19 protein-coding genes and 1 pseudogene are annotated in these 15,839 nt (G+C 45.1%); 3 read left to right on the top strand and 17 right to left on the bottom strand.

The genetic code is table 11. From position 1 onward, the window contains the following. The 11 genes and pseudogenes from OIT45_RS09555 to OIT45_RS09520 form a co-directional block, all read right to left on the bottom strand. Window positions 1–323, bottom strand: a 323-nt coding sequence (locus OIT45_RS09555) for an inorganic phosphate transporter (RefSeq protein WP_264340029.1), incomplete at its 3' end; no start/stop codon positions are given. Further along, window positions 266–454 carry an inorganic phosphate transporter gene (locus OIT45_RS12635; RefSeq protein ID WP_413743297.1) on the bottom strand — a complete coding sequence of 63 codons (189 nt, stop codon included), beginning with the start codon at window positions 452–454 and terminating at the stop codon, window positions 266–268. The genes OIT45_RS12635 and OIT45_RS09555, both read right to left, overlap by 58 nt. Further along, entirely contained in the window at window positions 363–728 is a 366-nt protein-coding gene (locus tag OIT45_RS09550; RefSeq protein ID WP_413743293.1) for an inorganic phosphate transporter, read from the bottom strand. Before OIT45_RS09550 ends, OIT45_RS12635 begins: the two co-directional genes overlap by 92 nt. Window positions 729–910: 182 nt before the next feature. Then, complete coding sequence (locus OIT45_RS12580; protein WP_319606977.1) at window positions 911–1,075, bottom strand: gamma-glutamyl-gamma-aminobutyrate hydrolase family protein; 165 nt, start codon at window positions 1,073–1,075, stop codon at window positions 911–913. Beyond that, entirely contained in the window at window positions 1,075–1,224 is a 150-nt protein-coding gene (locus OIT45_RS12575; protein ID WP_319606976.1) for a hypothetical protein, read from the bottom strand. Before OIT45_RS12575 ends, OIT45_RS12580 begins: the two co-directional genes overlap by 1 nt. Then, a complete protein-coding gene (locus OIT45_RS12570; protein ID WP_319606975.1) occupies window positions 1,221–1,649 on the bottom strand; it encodes a gamma-glutamyl-gamma-aminobutyrate hydrolase family protein in 429 nt (142 codons plus the stop codon). Before OIT45_RS12570 ends, OIT45_RS12575 begins: the two co-directional genes overlap by 4 nt. 144 nt (window positions 1,650–1,793) lie before the next feature. Beyond that, a pseudogene (argS, locus tag OIT45_RS09540) lies at window positions 1,794–3,480 on the bottom strand (arginine--tRNA ligase). A gap of 3 nt (window positions 3,481–3,483) precedes the next feature. Further along, a complete protein-coding gene (locus tag OIT45_RS09535; RefSeq protein ID WP_071707534.1) occupies window positions 3,484–3,828 on the bottom strand; it encodes a hypothetical protein in 345 nt (114 codons plus the stop codon). Between the two features lie 117 nt (window positions 3,829–3,945). Beyond that, on the bottom strand, window positions 3,946–5,472 hold the full coding sequence (locus tag OIT45_RS09530) for a UDP-N-acetylmuramoyl-L-alanyl-D-glutamate--2,6-diaminopimelate ligase (RefSeq protein WP_199403666.1): 1,527 nt from the start codon (window positions 5,470–5,472) through the stop codon (window positions 3,946–3,948). Between the two features lie 35 nt (window positions 5,473–5,507). Then, entirely contained in the window at window positions 5,508–6,113 is a 606-nt protein-coding gene (locus tag OIT45_RS09525) for a non-canonical purine NTP pyrophosphatase (protein WP_199403667.1), read from the bottom strand. Window positions 6,114–6,116: 3 nt separating this feature from the next. Continuing rightward, window positions 6,117–7,412 (bottom strand): bifunctional folylpolyglutamate synthase/dihydrofolate synthase, encoded by a 1,296-nt coding sequence (locus OIT45_RS09520; protein ID WP_199403668.1) that lies wholly within the window; start codon window positions 7,410–7,412, stop codon window positions 6,117–6,119. 322 nt (window positions 7,413–7,734) lie between these two features. Between OIT45_RS09520 and OIT45_RS09515 the strand changes: the two genes are divergently transcribed. From OIT45_RS09515 to OIT45_RS09505, 3 genes are read left to right on the top strand one after another with little or no spacing between them, the layout of a single operon-like run. Further along, entirely contained in the window at window positions 7,735–8,484 is a 750-nt protein-coding gene (locus OIT45_RS09515; protein ID WP_264340010.1) for a metal ABC transporter ATP-binding protein, read from the top strand. Between the two features lies 1 nt (window position 8,485). Continuing rightward, window positions 8,486–9,334 carry a metal ABC transporter permease gene (locus OIT45_RS09510; protein WP_199403670.1) on the top strand — a complete coding sequence of 283 codons (849 nt, stop codon included), beginning with the start codon at window positions 8,486–8,488 and terminating at the stop codon, window positions 9,332–9,334. Between the two features lie 10 nt (window positions 9,335–9,344). Next, window positions 9,345–10,295, top strand: a complete 951-nt coding sequence (locus tag OIT45_RS09505) for a metal ABC transporter solute-binding protein, Zn/Mn family (RefSeq protein WP_242458242.1) — start codon at window positions 9,345–9,347, stop codon at window positions 10,293–10,295. A gap of 124 nt (window positions 10,296–10,419) precedes the next feature. On the opposite strand, the gene OIT45_RS09500 is transcribed toward OIT45_RS09505, so the two are convergent. The 6 genes from OIT45_RS09500 to gatC all read right to left on the bottom strand — a co-directional run bounded on the left by OIT45_RS09500 (window position 10,420) and on the right by gatC (window position 15,823). Next, complete coding sequence (locus OIT45_RS09500; RefSeq protein ID WP_087045866.1) at window positions 10,420–10,809, bottom strand: MmcQ/YjbR family DNA-binding protein; 390 nt, start codon at window positions 10,807–10,809, stop codon at window positions 10,420–10,422. A 137-nt stretch (window positions 10,810–10,946) separates the two neighbouring features. After that, window positions 10,947–11,393, bottom strand: coding sequence for a hypothetical protein (locus tag OIT45_RS09495; protein ID WP_264330137.1), 447 nt, complete (start codon window positions 11,391–11,393; stop codon window positions 10,947–10,949). A 49-nt stretch (window positions 11,394–11,442) separates the two neighbouring features. After that, window positions 11,443–12,396 (bottom strand): diacylglycerol kinase, encoded by a 954-nt coding sequence (locus tag OIT45_RS09490; RefSeq protein ID WP_135798092.1) that lies wholly within the window; start codon window positions 12,394–12,396, stop codon window positions 11,443–11,445. Window positions 12,397–12,609: 213 nt separating this feature from the next. Beyond that, the gene (gatB, locus tag OIT45_RS09485) at window positions 12,610–14,055 is read right to left on the bottom strand and encodes an Asp-tRNA(Asn)/Glu-tRNA(Gln) amidotransferase subunit GatB (protein ID WP_135798093.1); all 1,446 of its coding nucleotides are present in this window, start codon (window positions 14,053–14,055) and stop codon (window positions 12,610–12,612) included. Further along, complete coding sequence (gene gatA, locus OIT45_RS09480; protein ID WP_199403673.1) at window positions 14,055–15,512, bottom strand: Asp-tRNA(Asn)/Glu-tRNA(Gln) amidotransferase subunit GatA; 1,458 nt, start codon at window positions 15,510–15,512, stop codon at window positions 14,055–14,057. The genes gatB and gatA overlap by 1 nt, the downstream gene beginning before the upstream one ends. Continuing rightward, window positions 15,512–15,823: an Asp-tRNA(Asn)/Glu-tRNA(Gln) amidotransferase subunit GatC gene (gatC, locus tag OIT45_RS09475; protein ID WP_003609638.1), complete on the bottom strand. Its 312-nt coding sequence runs from the start codon at window positions 15,821–15,823 to the stop codon at window positions 15,512–15,514. Before gatC ends, gatA begins: the two co-directional genes overlap by 1 nt. Window positions 15,824–15,839 lie beyond the last annotated feature (16 nt).

Raw genomic sequence — 15,839 nt, 5'->3', positions numbered from 1 at the left:
CCAGCCATTGTTCCAACTGAGATTGCCAAAGATGCCATCAAGATAATTTGGAACTGGGTTTCAGTTTGCCCTGGCTTAATACCAAAGAAACCAACTGGGGCAGCCGCCATAAACATCAATCCCATTGACTTTTGGGCGTCTTGCAAACCGTGTCCCAACGCCAATGAAGCTGACGTGAAAATTTGTGCTGTACGGAAGAACTTGTCCGTTTCCTTCAAATTGGCTTTCTTGATAATCTTATTCAAAATCACCATGATTAGTAGCGCTAGTCCAAATCCGACAACTGGTGACAACACCATTGGATCAATAACCTTTTCAACCACCTTAGCCAACTTAATGTAACGTCGTTACCAGCGATTTGTTCAGCCAAACCAGCTCCCATCAATCCACCAATAATGGCGTGTGTTGATGAAGATGGCAACCCAAACCACCACGTAATTAAGTTCCAACCAATTGCACCTAGCAAAGCAGCAATAACCAAGAACAACTGTTGCTCGGCGCTCACCTGCGTTATTAACGATGTCACGTGCGATAACTGCAGCAACGGCCGTTCCCATCAAGGCACCAATCAAGTTCATCACAGCAGCCATAATGATTGCTGTCTTCGCCTTCAAGGCACCAGTTGTAATAGCCGTGGCGATTGCATTCGCCGCATCGTGGAATCCGTTAACCCCATCAAAGATTAGGGCAACGATAATAACCACCGTTGCTAATACGTAGACTTCCATGTCTCTCTCCTGAAATACATATTACTTTTAATTTTTTATTTGTTAAAAAACAACAAAAATAATTATATCAGTAAATACGCGGTTTCTCGGATTTGTAACAAAATTTACACTGCCGTACTATTCCTCAAAAAACTCGCCCATCATACAAAAATGTACAATGAGCGATCTGTGTCTAGTACTATTTAATTCTTATGTTCAGCAACATAATCCACGAAATCTTGGAATACTTTCAAGTGTGTGGCATCATGATCAAACATCATTTCTGGGTGATATTGCACACCGCGGACTGACGCGTCTTCCGTTTGGAATGCCTCAATTGTGCCGTCGCTCGCATAGGCTGCCGGCATCAACCCATCCCCCAAGCGCTTAATTCCTTGGTGGTGGAATGAATTAATAATCGGTTATCACCAAACGTCCCCGCCAAAAAGGTTCCTGCCATGACATCAATACGGTGTGTTGGTTCATACCACTTAACCGGATATTGCATGTGCTTCACAACTGGTTGCCCATTCGCCGGCGTATATTGTGTGTTGATATCTTGATCAAGGTACCACCGAACGCAACATTCAAAATTTGTGAGCCACGGCAAATGCCCATCAACGGCTTTCGTTGTTTACGAGCCTCAGCGATGATGGCCAACTCAAACAAATCACGTTGGCGATCTGTTTCACCCATCTTAGGTGTTGGATCTTCACCGTAAAATAGTGGTCCAATATCTTGCCCACCAATCAACAATACCGCATCGACTGCATTTACATATTCAGCCGCTTCCTCTGGTGTTCCCATTGGAAAGACAATTGGCAAGGCCCCTGCCTCACGCAAAGCTGCCGTGTAATTCTGCTGCGTGTAATCAACGTAATTTGTTCCATGCTTTGGATTTGCATGGTTCAAGTGATTACTTGGAATACCAATAGTTGTCACGTTTCTCCCCCATATTTCATTGACAAAAGATATGTCAGAATATTAAACCCAGATGAGAATTACGTCAATTGATATTGTCATTTACTAAAACCGAATGAAAAAAGGCAGTCGACTTCGTAATGAAATCAACTGCCTTAATCGTAATTACATTTCCTTTGGCGCCTTAACACCCAACAAACGCAATGACTCAGTCAAGACTTGTGAAACAGCCGTAACCAAAGCCAAACGTGCGTTCAATTGACCGTCGTCTGCCAAAATCTTTGAGTTAGCGTAGTACTTGTTGAACGTACGAGCCAAGTTCAAAGCGTACTTTGCGATAACTGATGGTTCGCGATCACGCCATGCGCGACGAACAACATCGTTAAAGTCACCCAACAACTTTTCAGTCTCCCAAACGTTCTCATCAGTGATGACAACATCTGACAAATCAAGTTCAGGGTTACCCGCCTTACGCAAGATTGATTGTGCACGGGCATTTGCGTATTGAACGTATGGACCAGTATCACCTTCGAAACGAACCACTTCTTCCAACTTAAAGTCGAAGTTTCCGATACGTTCGTTCATCAAGTCGTGGAACACAACGGCTCCCGTTCCAACTTCGTGGGCAACCAATTCCTTGTTTGCCAAAGTTGGGTTCTTCTCTTCGATTTGCTCCAAAGCCAATTCAACAGAATCCTTCAAAACATCCTTCAACAAGATGATGCGTCCTGAACGCGTTGAAAGCTTCTTTCCATCGACAGTAATCAAACCAAATGGGATGTGCTCAACATCATCTGACCACTCGGAACCCATTTCCTTCAACACGGCCTTCATTTGCAAGAAGTGCTCACGTTGCTCGCCACCAACGACGTACAATGACTTCACGAAGTTGTAGTTCTTCTTACGGAAGATGGCAGCCGCCAAATCACGCGTCATGTACAAAGTGGCACCGTCAGTACGTTGAATCATGGCAACGTTCAAGTTGTACTTATCCAAGTTAACAACTTGCGCACCTTGAGATTCAACCAACAAGCCTTCTTCCTTCAACGTGTCGATAACGCCGTCCATCTTGTCGTTGTAGAAGGCTTCACCGTTGAATGAGTCAAACTCGATATCCAATGTCTCGTAAAGCTCCATGAATTCCTTCAATGATTTCTTCACGGAACCATTACCACAATTGACGAGCTTCCTCATCACCGTCTTCCAACTTCTTGAACCAAGCGCGACCCTCATCATCCAATGCTGGGTTTTCCTTAGCTTCTTCGTGGAAACGCACGTAGTACTTAACCAACGTGTTGATTGGGTCAGCCTTAACTTCAGCTTCTGATCCCCACATCTTGTAGGCAACCATCAACTTACCGAATTGCGTACCCCAGTCACCCAAGTGGTTAATCTTGATTGGTTGGTAACCGTTGGCCTTTGAAATTTCAGCCAATGAGTTTCCGATAACCGTTGAACGCAAGTGACCCATTGACATTGGCTTAGCAATGTTAGGTGATGACATGTCGATCGTTACGTGCCCTGCTTCACCATCCGTGTTGTGACCGTATTCTTGGTTTTCCAAGATGGCGTGCAACACATCGGCACCAAAGTTTTCTTGGTTTAAGAAGAAGTTAACGTAAGGTCCGGCAGCTTCAACTTGCTTAAAGTTTGACGCATCGATTGCCTCAGCTACTTCAGCCGCAATTTGGTTAGGTGCCATGTGGCGTTCCTTTGCCAACAAGAACGTTGGAAAGGCAAAATCACCCATTGATGAATCCTTAGGCACTTCAACCTTTGACAAAATCGTTGCTTCATCTAGTTCAGGCACAACCGCAGCAACGGCTTGAGCCACTTGATTCTTGTAGTCCATCGGTTACTCCTCTTCTTCCTCTTCTTCAGCATCGTCATCTTCAAGCTTGATGTCTTCAGGAATTTCTTCTTCGTCTTCCTCTTCAGTTTCATCAGCCTTACGTGGTGCTGGGTTGTCCGTCTTCACCAAAATCTTAGTTTCTGACATGCGGACAACGGCGCGGTGGTTGTATTCGTTAACCGTCGCTGTATCTTCTGGGTCATTTTCCGTAATCAAGACCAACAATGAGTGCTCGTAAATCTTTTCAACGATACCCTTAAAGTCGTGTTCGAAGTTGGCAAACTTCTTACCTTCAACGAAGTCACCCAAGTCGAACTCTGACGTATTTTCTGCAGGTTCCTTAGCCATGGCACTATCCCCTTTTAATCTCTGCACATTTAATGCATTTATTCACTGTTTTAAACATAAAAAATCACCGATACTATCGGCAATTCTGTATATTATACCAAATTTTATGATTAAAAACTAGGCTTCCAATTCGTTAACAACACGTTGTGCAACTGCCCAGTCGTTTTCATACGGTGTATCTACGCCACCAATCTTTTGGTATTCGTCCAATCCCTTAGCTGTCAACACAACCACGTCGTTTGGACCTGCTGCCTTAATCGCTTCGGTAATGGCGACTGTACGGTCCATTTCGCGGTTAATCATAACATCCTTGTTAGTGATGGCCGCTTGAATTTCGTCTGCAATTGCATTTGGATCTTCGAATTGCGGATCATCACTGGTTAGGTAGACCATATCGGCTCCTTCACTGACTGCTTGGCCAATACCAGGTCGACGTGACACACCCTTGTTTCCAGGTGCACCAACGACAATCGTCAACTTTTCGACCGTTTCGTTTTGACGAACAAAGTTCAACAAAGCAGCGATTGAGGCATAGTTATGCGCATAATCCACGTAAATGGTTCCGTGGTTAGCTGACGTCAACACTTGCATGCGACCAGGAATCTTAACAACTTCTAGTCCTTCACGCATGGCATCTGGGTCAGCACCCGTCAATCGGGCAGCAATCATCGCTGCGACTGCATTTCCTTGGTTGAAGTCACCCGGCATGTCCAAGTGGTATTCGCCGGCAATGCCTAGACGGTCAGCTTGTTGACCAGCTTGACGGACCGTAAACGTGCTACCTTGCAAGTCAGCTTCGACCGTTTCGTAATAAACGTCAGCCTTTGGTGAATCCTCATCTTCGCGACCGTATAACCAAATACCATCTCGTGGCACAGCCATTTCAGCATGTTCAATCAATTCGCTAAAGTGATCTGAATCGGCATTCAAAATAATCTGTTCTGAGTGATCAAACAACATCATCTTGTGTTCCAAATAATCCTCGAACGTTGGGTGTTCGTTTTCACCAACGTGATCTGGACTAATGTTCAAGAAAATACCCACGTTATAACGCAAACCGTAAACGCGTTCCATCTTGTAGGCTTGTGATGATACTTCCATCACCATGTGCGTCATACCGTTATCAACGGCTTCACGCATCCAACGGAACAGGTCTAATGACTCGGGCGTCGTCAAGTGCGCGCGATAGTGGAACTTTGGGTCTGCCCCTGTAATCACTTGCAACGTTGATGACAACGCAACCTTGTCGTTCGTTGCGACACGTAGCATTTCGTAGGCCATGTACGTTGCAGATGTCTTACCCTTGGTACCTGTGATACCAATCAAGGCAAGGTCGTTTTGTGGATAGCCGTAAAACGCCATACTCAAAATACTCATGGCCGCTGGCACATCATCAACCACCCACGTTGGTAGCGTTGTGTCGTGGACAAAAGTTTCTGGTGCGACCAACGCTTTAACACCCTTTTGGATGGCGTCAGTCAAATATTCAGCCTTAAAACGTCCCTTAATAAAGAGCAACGTTTCAGGTTCAACATCATTTGAATTATAGGCTAAATGCTTGACCTCACCATCAAAGTCCGGCGCTGAAATCAACAAATCTTGATCGGCCAACAACTCAGTAATTTGTTGTGCTGTGAGTTCCATTTATCCTATCTCTCCTCTTCATTATCTATCTATTATTATTGCCATTCACCAGCTGCTTTAAGCTGTTGCAAAATCATGATGGCAGCGCGACCACGGTGTGCATAATGAACACGCTCTGGCATGTCGATTTCTGACAACGTCATACCATTTTCTGTAACTATTAATTCATCCAAGCCGTTGCGACCACCGCGCGGTTCAGTTGCTAACGTGATACCCCCACGTGCTTGACTGAAATACGTCTCGCCTGACGGTGCAATGACGACAAAATCGGCTTGCAAATAAGCCGTTCGGTCAGCATCATCTGGCAACTGCGCTAATACATACGCGTTAATTTCCGCATCCCCACGTAATTGGTGCGCCTGAAACTCGCGCATCGTTGTCACACCAAAATGATCCGGAATCGCTGGTACAAACAACGCTGAATCATCTGCCAAAATGTATTCATCTGGCAAAATCTTATGGATTGTTTGGGCCTTTACGCGTGCGTTTTGAGCCATATCATCAGTGGTCTCATCTGGAAATGTGATTTGCTCATGTAGGTCACGATAATTAATCGCTTCAACACCCAAAACCGCCAGATAATCAACCATTTCTGCTGTCTTATGTGAATTGTTCGAGGCAATTACCAATCGCTTTAACATGTCTTACATCCCTTCAGATTCAATCGCGCGTAGTGTGTAGAATGAACCGGTAACCAGAATCAAGGCTTCTGATGATTCACGAACACGACGCGCCAACGTAATCGCGGCACTTGGATCGTCTGCGATTTCAACGTCAACGTTACTCATCATCACAATCTTAGCGGCCAGTTCATCAGCTGACATGGCACGATCAGAATCAGGCGTAACAGCAATCACCGTATCAACGTGTGGTAATAATTCTTCCAACATATCGTGGTAGTTCTTACCCTTTAGCAAGCCCAAAACAACGACCGGCTTAAATGGCAAGTGCCATGAACGAATTGACGCAACCAAACTGATAATACCGTCTGGGTTGTGCGCACCATCATACAAAATGTTGCGTTCCGCATCAAATTCCATACGGCCTTGAATCTTAACGTGGGCCAAGGCTTCAGCGACGTCCACATCCTTGATTTCAAAGCCACGACTCTTAAGGACCGTGACAATTTGCAAAACCGTACTCAAATTATTCGCTTGGTACGCACCAGTCAATGACAACTTCAAACCTTCGAATTGATCAGCATTCAAGACCAAGCCACTTGGTGACGATTGCACAATCGTAATTACTGGCTTAGGGTTTGGATTCCAAATTGCGCCCACTTCTTCTGCCTTATCGTGCAACAAGTGGTACACTTCAATATCTTGGCCTGGGTAATTGACGATACTTGCACCTGGCTTGATTGCACCAGCTTTGTCTTGCGCAATTTCAAGCAGGTCGTTACCCAACAAACCAACGTGGTCATATGAAATCTTGGTAAAGGCCACGACCAATGGCTTTTCAATCACATTGGTTGCATCACGCGCACCGCCTACGCCAGCTTCAAGAATGACGAAATCCATCTCTTTGCGGGCAAAGTAATCCAAAGCCACGAGTGTCCACCACTCAAACTTTGATAGCGTATCTTCATCCCCACCGTGTGCTGTGACTTCTTCTAGAACGCGCTTGTAGCTGCTGACAAAATCAGCTTCACTAATCATCTCGCCGTTAGTTGTGATGACTTCACGATCATTCAAAATTGCTGGCGTTGAAAAGTGCCCAACCTTGTACCCTGCTGTAACCAAAATTTTGGCCAACATCACACCAGTTGAACCCTTACCATTCGTTCCGACGATGTGAATCACACGCAGCTTGCTTTCAGGATGTCCCATCCAGCGCAAAATTTCTTGTAACATGCCAACACGATTACCCGCTTCTGGTCGAACTCGCCAGGGACCGTCCATCTTCTTTGTAATCTGTTGATAAGTCTCAGCTGTACCCATATTTCCCTGTCCTTACTATATATAGTAGCTTTTGAAGTGTACAAACACACATTACGTGTTGGCTTTCGCTATAATAATGCCAACAAACTCGCTTTTCTAATGGTTAATTCTACCATATAAAGCGACCCTCGGAACAATTGGACGAATCTTTTCTGCGATTGTCCTTTTAAACAAGCAATGTTCGGATATATAAAACATGTTATTTATTTCATATATAATATGATGACTTTTTCATTTGTCATTCCGGACAAAAACTGTTACATTGTTACTCGTTATTCTATTTTTACTTTGAATAAGTAAGTACGCATGAAAGGAATGGCATATGTTAAGCGTTGATCACTTGACGGTTGGCTATGAATATGGACCTGTTTTTACAGATTTGACCCTTTCTTTTAATCCAAATGAGCTCATCGGTATTATCGGTCCTAATGGCGCTGGTAAGTCGACACTCATTAAAGCGATTTTAGGAATTATTCAACCAACCGCCGGCACAATCACTTATGACGACTCGCCCGTTACTGGTCGCACTCGTCGCGATAAGTTTGCCTACGTTCCCCAGCGAAGCGACCTGGACTTAGATTTTCCAGTGAATGTTTTCGATTTGGTGATGATGGGCGTGCTATCGCAAATCTCCCGTTGGCATTCGGTCGGTAAGGCTGAAGAAGCAATTGTTCAAAATGCCCTCGAGAAAATGGATATTGCCCACTTGGCTAATCGTTCGCTAAATGAACTTTCCGGTGGGCAACGTCAACGTGCCTTGGTAGCCCGTGCACTTGTACAAGATGCAGATGTCTACCTATTAGATGAGCCGTTCGTTGGTATCGATGTGGCCTCTGAAGCACAAATTATGGATGCGTTGCGTGATTTACGTGATGCAGGCAAGACAATCATCATTGTGCATCATGACTTGAGTAAGGTTGCAAACTACTTTGATTTAGTCATTCTGCTCAACCACGGTCTGCTCCGTCAAGGAAAGCCCGAAGACGTGATGGATGCCGCCACTTTGTCCGAAGCCTATGGTGATCACTTAATTATCATGGATCGTCATAATCACATCGTACAGGGAGGTTAATATGTCTGCGTTTATGAATTTCTTTCACGCACTCGGCGAATATACCTTTCTCCAAAACGCGCTGATTGCCGGCGCCATGATTGGTCTAATCGCCGGTATTATCGGTGCGTTCAGCATCTTGCAAGGTACTGCTTTGATTGGTGACGCAATGTCCCACGCGGTGTTGCCTGGAATCGCCATTGCAGCATTGATGGGCATTCCCTACTACTGGGGTGCTGGTGTGTTCGGCTTACTAGCCGCATTAGTGATTAACTTCATTTCTGAACACACACCATTGAAAACGGATGCTGCAATTGGTTTAACGTTCAGTACCTTCTTTGCTTTAGGAACCATCATTATGACGGCCGGGCATTCAACAACCAAGCTAACCGATATTCTATTTGGAAATATTTTGGCCGTTTCAAGCGGTGATTTGATTTCTAGTTTGGTCATCGGCTTGATTGTCATTGCGGTTGTGACGACTTTCTATCGCGAATTGTACTTAACAACATTTGATCGTTCATACGCCCAAGCACAAGGGATTCACGCTAATCTATTCCGCAACATCTTAGTGGTCTTGATTACGTTGGTTATCATTGTTGCTTTGCGCGCGGTTGGGGTTATCTTGGTGACAGCTTTGCTCATCACCCCCGCTGCCAGCGCTCGATTGGTGGTTAAGCGATTCCAACCAATGATTTGGCTATCATCATTCTTCGGTTTGATAAGCGCCTTTGTTGGGTTGTTCCTCAGTTATACCTTTGACTGGCCATCTGGTCCAGCCATCGTTGTAACGGGTGCGGTTATTTTTATTATTTCGTTTTTGATTCACTTGGTTACGCGTCGTCGCATGCATGACCAAGCTACTAAATAGGAGTTTTATTATGAAGCGAGTTATTGGGATTATTGTTGCTATCGCTGTTATTGCTGGTGTTGTCTTTGGGTTGACGCACCGCAATTCAGCTTCTGACGGTCGTTCAAGCGACGGTCGTTTGAATGTTGTTTCTTCATTTTCAATCATTAACGAAATTAGCCAAGAAGTTGGTGGTAAGTACGTTAATGCACACACGATTACGGCGATTGGCGCTGATCAACACGATTACGACCCTACGCCTACTGACGTTAAGCGTACGCAAGACGCAGCTGTTGTCTTTGCAAACGGTTTGAACCTTGAAAAAGGTGGTTCAGGTTGGTTTGACAAGTTGATGAAGACAACTGACAAGCACTACGGTAAGCAAATTTTCAACGTGACTGACGGCATCGACACAATCAAGTTGACGACGGCCGGTGTTGCTGGTCAAGATAACCCTCACGCCTGGAACGGTATCTTGGAAGGTAAGACTTACGCTGCTAACATTGCTAAGGTGCTTGAAAAGAAGGATCCTGATCACAAGGCTTACTACGCAAAGCGCGCTGCCGCTTATGAAGCTAAGTTGCAAAAGCTTTACGAGAAGTGGGACGCTAAGTTCTCTGCCCTACCCGCTGATGATAAGAAGTTGGTAACGCAAGAAGGTGCCATGGCATACTTCGCTCGTGACTTTGGTTTGAAGCCATACTTCATTTGGGAAATTGATACCGAATCAAACGGTACGCCTTCACAAATTCGCACGCTAGTTGAGGCGTTGCAAGGTGAAAAGGTACCTGCAACCTTCGTTGAGCAAGGTGAATCAGACAAGCCAATGAAGACGGTTATTTCACAAATCGACTCACACATTGCTGGTGAGTTGTGGACGGACTCAGTTTCAAAGAAGTCTGGTGTTGTGCCAACTTACTACGATTTGTTGAACCACAATGCCGAGACAATCTACAACGGATTGACTGGTAACGATAAGTAAAAAATTAACGCCTTGGATGTCATTTTTCGACGTCCAAGGCGTTTTTAGTTTGTTTGTGGTTTGGATTTTGGGTTTGTGTCGTCGCTTGCGCGCCGAGGCATGTTAGTTTGATAGTCATTCAGGGTTATAGCTGTCCCAGATCAATTCGCAATTGCAATTCAGCCTGTTGCTTTTTGGTCATCTTCTTAACAACCAAATCATAGGAATCATGAATCAGTTTCTTGACCCCTTCATCAGGAAATTCGTTTTTATCGACAACAATACTATTCCAGTGCTGCTTGTTCATGTGGTAACCCGGAATGATGAATGGAAACTGTTCGCGCAACTCGGTATTGATGTACGGATCATTCTTCAGTGTGATGACATTGTCATGCACGATGCCGAACATCTTTCCCATGATATCGAAATAATAAGTTTCCCAGTCTTCCCGCCAATACGCCTTGGCCCCCGGCAATGAATTTGCATACGCAATGGCCATTTCTTGTAACGGTTGGAGTTTATCTGTTTTGTTCATGGCGCTTTCCCTTTCAATTAAAAAACGGCATCCCTGGTGCAGGATGCCGTTTAAGATTACGCTGTATATTTATAATAGTCCAATTCTGTGGAAAAACAACTATTTACGCTCGACGGTTGTATGTTAATTTCATGAATTTAATGCAAATCGTGCCTTGCGATCACATTATGATTTAATAAGGTCTTCAACATATCCGCTAATTTACCGGCTTGTTGCAGCTCACGAAGCTCCGCTACCAACGCTTGATCATGATTGGTTAATGAATCGCTCAATTCCAATGATTCCAGATATTCATCAGCGACTGACAACTGGTCATTCAACTTCTTCTCAAGTAATGGCACCATATCTTCAGCATCAACGTACATGGTGAACGGCGTTACCCCATTCTGTTGCTTGGCATTTGGTTGTTGCACTGAGACGTACAAACTTTGTGGTGTTAAGGCATCATTTGATTGGGCGGCAATTTGGCTAATGGCCACCTGCATATCCCAAGCACGCTTGATATGATGCGCCAACTGTTTATAATACGTTTGCTTTGAATTCGTAGGTTGCTCGACTTTTTTAGTTTTTCCAAACATCATCATCTCTCCAAAAAAAGAGCCTACCAAAATTCGGCAAGCTCTTGTCTACTAATTAATCTTCATGTAAGTACAAAGGCAAATCAATCAGGCTATTATCTGGCATTTCGTCCACATTAGCGACCATCGCAATGTGCGCCTTGTGGTCCTTAAATACAACAGGTGCATCCCCACCATATTCACCATCTAAATTAATCATGACCTTAGCATTCTCATCCAACGGCTTGATTGTGACGTTCTCTGACTTCACGTAAAGCAAGTTTGGATTATCAACGTGCTTTCCAGTCAACACTTCAGAAATCAATTGCAAGATTTCAGCAAACTTTGTCGTCTTAACAACCAATAACGTAAACTTACCATCATCCAATTGTGCATCTGGCACGATTTGTTCGAAACCACCAACTGAGTTCGTCAATGCCAAGAAGAACATTGATGAACGACCTTCAAAGACACCGTTATCGTATTCAACACGCAAGTTCATTGGTGCGACACGCGTCAACATTTCGGCACCCTTAACGACATAGGCCAAGTAACCGTACATTGACTTCAACTTTGATGGCACTGAATAAGTCAATTCTGACAAAGAACCACCAGCTGCAATGTTGATAAAGTAGGTGTCGTTAGCTTGTCCAACGTCCATTTGCGCTGCCTTCCCCTTCAAAATCACCTTAGCGGCTTCCAAAGGATCTTCACGTGGGATACGCAAAGCACGCGCGTAGTCATTAGTTGTACCAGCTGGAATAATGGCCAACATTGGACGCTTCTCCAACGGTGCAATACCGTTCACAACTTCGTTAATCGTACCGTCACCACCGGCTGCAACCAACAACTCAAAACCAGCTTCGGCAGCACGACGCGCCTCATTCAATGCAGAATTTGGTTCAGCAGTCGTCGCAAAAGCACTTGTTTCATAACCTGCCTTTTCATAGACATTCAAAATATCAACCAAGTCGCGACGAATGGCTTCGCGACCAGACGTTGGATTGTAAATGATACGCGCACGCTTCATGGTGTTCTCTCCTCAAGTTTCAATATATGTATTGCAGACACCAAGTATATCGATGTCTGCATTAATTAATCTTATAAACGCCTGGCGCAACTTTGGTCACCACTGCGCTAAGTCAAAAATTTTCCGCACGCTTTCAGCGCACTGAGAAATTTTCGTCTTAGTTCCGGGTAACCAATTTTCTTGTTTCACAAGAAAACCGTTGCTCTATGCTCTTTATTCAGGCTTACGAGCATTCAACCCAGCCATCAACAATTCGTTAACCACGTTAGGGTTGGCGTTACCCTTGGTTTCCTTCATGATCTTTCCAACCAAGAAACCAACAGCACGGTCCTTACCGTTGTGGAAGTCGATGATTGATTGCTCGTTGTCATCCAAAATGCCGTCAATAATTGGCGTCAAAATAGCTGGATCTGACAATTGCTTCAAACCGTTCGCTTCAACGTATTCGACTGGGTCTTCACCTTGCGTAATTGCTGCAAAGACCTTCTTAGCCATCTTCGTTGAGATCGTACCGTCATCAATCAACTTGATCATGCCGGCCAAGTGAGCTGGCGTCAAAGCAGTCTCTTCCAAATCAACTTGCTTCTCGTTCAAGAAGGCGTTAACGTCACCCATCAAGTAGTTAGCTGAACGCTTTGGATCAGCACCCTCAGCAACCGTTGCGTCAAAGAAGTTAGCCATGGCCAACGTTTGCGTCAACACTTCTGAGTCGTACACTTCCAAACCAAGTTCATCAACGTAACGAGCCTTACGTTCAGTTGCTGATTCTGGCAACTTAGCGCGCACTTCTTCAACCCATTCGTCCGTGATGTGAACTGGCGTCAAATCTGGCTCTGGGAAGTAACGGTAATCATCAGCCGTTTCCTTCTCACGCATCAAGACAGTCTCACCCGTTGCTTCATCGAAACGACGGGTTTGTTGCTTGATTGTGCCACCAGCCATGTAAATCTTAGCGTGACGCTCTTCTTCGAACGCCAAAGCCTTACGAACATAGTTGAATGAGTTCAAGTTCTTCAACTCGACCTTAGTTCCGTATTCCTTCGAACCAACTGGACGAATTGAGATGTTGGCGTCAACACGCATTGAACCTTCTTGCATCTTAACGTCTGAGATACCCGTAAATTGGATAGCTTGGCGCAAAGCTTCAAGGTATGCGTAGGCCTCGTCTGGTGATGAAATGTCAGGTGCACCAACGATTTCAATCAATGGCGTTCCCTGACGGTTCAAGTCAACATATGAGTAACCATCCGTCCCGTGAGTGTTCTTACCAGCGTCTTCTTCGACGTGAAGCTCAGTAATACCAACGCGCTTCTTCTCACCCTCAAACTCGATTTCCAACCAACCGTTACGGCCAATTGGCTCTTGTTGTTGCGTGATTTGGTAAGCCTTTGGGTTGTCTGGGTAGAAGTAGTTTTTACGATCCCAGTGCAAATCGCGTGTCACATCGGCATTCAAAGCCAAAGCAGCCATCATACCATATTCCAACGCACCCTTGTTAGCTTGTGGCAAAACACCAGGGTAACCCCAGTCAATAACGTTCGTGTTGGCGTTAGGCTCAGCACCGTATTGGACTGGTGAAGGTGACATTGCCTTTGAGTTGGTCTTCAACTCAACGTGGACTTCAAGTCCGATTGTCGTTTCAAAGTTAGGCACAGCCATTACTTGTTACCTCCTGGTACTTGTTCAAACAAACGTGTTGCTTGCTCGTATGCGTATGCAGCACGGTAAATCGTCTCTTCTTGGAAACGGTTTGCGATAAATTGCATACCAACTGGCAAACCATCAACGAAGCCGGCAGGTACTGACATGCCTGGCAAACCAGCCATGTTAACTGGAATCGTCAATACGTCGTTCATGTAAGTTACTTCTGGATCATCTTCGTTAGCACCGAAGTTGTAAGCAACGTTTGGTGTCGTTGGCGCGATAATCAAATCATACTTAGCAAAGACGTTTTGGAAGTCCTCGTTCATCAACGTACGAACTTGGGCAGCCTTCTTAAAGAATGCATCGTAAGTTCCAGCTGACAATGAGTACGTTCCCAACATGATACGACGCTTAACTTCGTCACCGAAGCCTTGTGAACGTGTTTGAACGTACAAGTCGTCCAAGTTCTTCACACCTTCAGGACGGAAGCCGTAACGAATACCATCGAAACGTTGCAAGTTTGATGAAGCTTCGGCAGAACCCAAGATGTAGTATGCAGCAACACCGTACTTGGTGTGTGGCAATGACACTTCTTCAACTTCAGCACCCAACTCTTCAAGCTTGGCGATACCAGCCTTGATCGTTGCCTTAACATCTTCGTTGATTCCGGCACCAAAGTATTCAGCTGGCACCGCAATCTTCATGCCCTTGATGTCGCCGTTCAAGTTAGCAGCAAAATCAGGAACCGCTTGATCTGAAGACGTTTGGTCCTTCTCATCTTGACCAGCCATAGCTGACAAAACGCGGGCGTTGTCCTTAACCGTACGTGTGAAGACACCAACTTGGTCCAATGATGACGCGAAGGCGATAACACCCCAACGTGATACACGACCGTACGTTGGCTTCATACCAACAATACCGTTGAAGGCTGCTGGTTGACGGATTGAACCACCCGTATCAGTTCCCAATGCAAATGGCACTTGACCAGCTGCAACAGCAACGGCAGATCCACCCGATGAACCACCAGGAACCTTTGTTTGGTCCCAAGCGTTCTTCGTCTTTCGGTAGTATGACGTTTCACTTGTTGAACCCATGGCAAATTCGTCCATGTTCAACTTACCAACGCCGACTGCACCATTGTCACGCAACTTTTCAACAACCGTTGCGTCATAAATTGGCTTGAAGTTTTCCAAAATCTTTGAAGCAGCTGTCGTCGTCACACCCTTGGTTACCAAGTTATCCTTGATACCGTATGGGATACCTGACAAGATGTTGTCTGGGTCGATACCAGCTTCATCAATTGCAGCAGCTTCTGCCAATGCTTCGTCCTTCATCACCGTGATGAAAGCTTCATACGTGTCGTCTGTGGCAGCAATGTTATCCAACGTTGCTTGTGCCAATTCAACAGCCGTAATTTCCTTGTTAACGAGTTGCTCGTGCAAGGTTTCCAAATCTGTGTGCAAGAAATCCATTAGCCCTCTGCTCCTTCATCAAGAATAGCTGGCACCTTAATCAAGGTATCCGTGTGTTCTGGTGCATTTGCCAACAATTCTGCTGATTGGTGTGCGTTAACCGCAACGTCATCGCGCAAAACTGTGTGCATTTCTGTCACTGAATACGTTGGCTTTACGCCCTCCGTATCAACTTCAGCCAAAGTCGTCACCACTTCGAAAATCTTCTCCAAGTGATCTGTAAACATGTCGGCTTCAGCGTCCGTCAAAGTCAACTTTGCCAAGTTAGCAACGTGTTCAACTTCTTCACGTGTAATTTGCTCGTTTGCCATGTGTATTCCTTTCAAG

The sequence above is a fragment of the Weissella sp. LMG 11983 genome, from assembly GCF_025908495.1.
GTDB classification, from domain to species: Bacteria; Bacillota; Bacilli; order Lactobacillales; family Lactobacillaceae; genus Weissella; species Weissella fermenti.
The sequence above is the reverse complement of the archived record's forward strand: the minus strand, read 5'-3'. Positions and strand labels throughout refer to the sequence as shown.

Coding starts and splice junctions, on each gene's coding strand:
- OIT45_RS09550 (WP_413743293.1), bottom strand. CDS start 728: ATGGAAGTCTACGTATTAGCAACGGTGGTTATTATCGTTGCCCTAATC.
- OIT45_RS12580 (WP_319606977.1), bottom strand. CDS start 1,075: ATGCCGGCAGCCTATGCGAGCGACGGCACAATTGAGGCATTCCAAACG.
- OIT45_RS09535 (WP_071707534.1), bottom strand. CDS start 3,828: ATGGCTAAGGAACCTGCAGAAAATACGTCAGAGTTCGACTTGGGTGAC.
- OIT45_RS09530 (WP_199403666.1), bottom strand. CDS start 5,472: ATGGAACTCACAGCACAACAAATTACTGAGTTGTTGGCCGATCAAGAT.
- OIT45_RS09525 (WP_199403667.1), bottom strand. CDS start 6,113: ATGTTAAAGCGATTGGTAATTGCCTCGAACAATTCACATAAGACAGCA.
- OIT45_RS09520 (WP_199403668.1), bottom strand. CDS start 7,412: ATGGGTACAGCTGAGACTTATCAACAGATTACAAAGAAGATGGACGGT.
- OIT45_RS09515 (WP_264340010.1), top strand. CDS start 7,735: ATGTTAAGCGTTGATCACTTGACGGTTGGCTATGAATATGGACCTGTT.
- OIT45_RS09510 (WP_199403670.1), top strand. CDS start 8,486: ATGTCTGCGTTTATGAATTTCTTTCACGCACTCGGCGAATATACCTTT.
- OIT45_RS09505 (WP_242458242.1), top strand. CDS start 9,345: ATGAAGCGAGTTATTGGGATTATTGTTGCTATCGCTGTTATTGCTGGT.
- OIT45_RS09500 (WP_087045866.1), bottom strand. CDS start 10,809: ATGAACAAAACAGATAAACTCCAACCGTTACAAGAAATGGCCATTGCG.
- OIT45_RS09495 (WP_264330137.1), bottom strand. CDS start 11,393: ATGATGATGTTTGGAAAAACTAAAAAAGTCGAGCAACCTACGAATTCA.
- OIT45_RS09490 (WP_135798092.1), bottom strand. CDS start 12,396: ATGAAGCGTGCGCGTATCATTTACAATCCAACGTCTGGTCGCGAAGCC.
- gatB (WP_135798093.1), bottom strand. CDS start 14,055: ATGGCTGTGCCTAACTTTGAAACGACAATCGGACTTGAAGTCCACGTT.
- gatA (WP_199403673.1), bottom strand. CDS start 15,512: ATGGATTTCTTGCACACAGATTTGGAAACCTTGCACGAGCAACTCGTT.
- gatC (WP_003609638.1), bottom strand. CDS start 15,823: ATGGCAAACGAGCAAATTACACGTGAAGAAGTTGAACACGTTGCTAAC.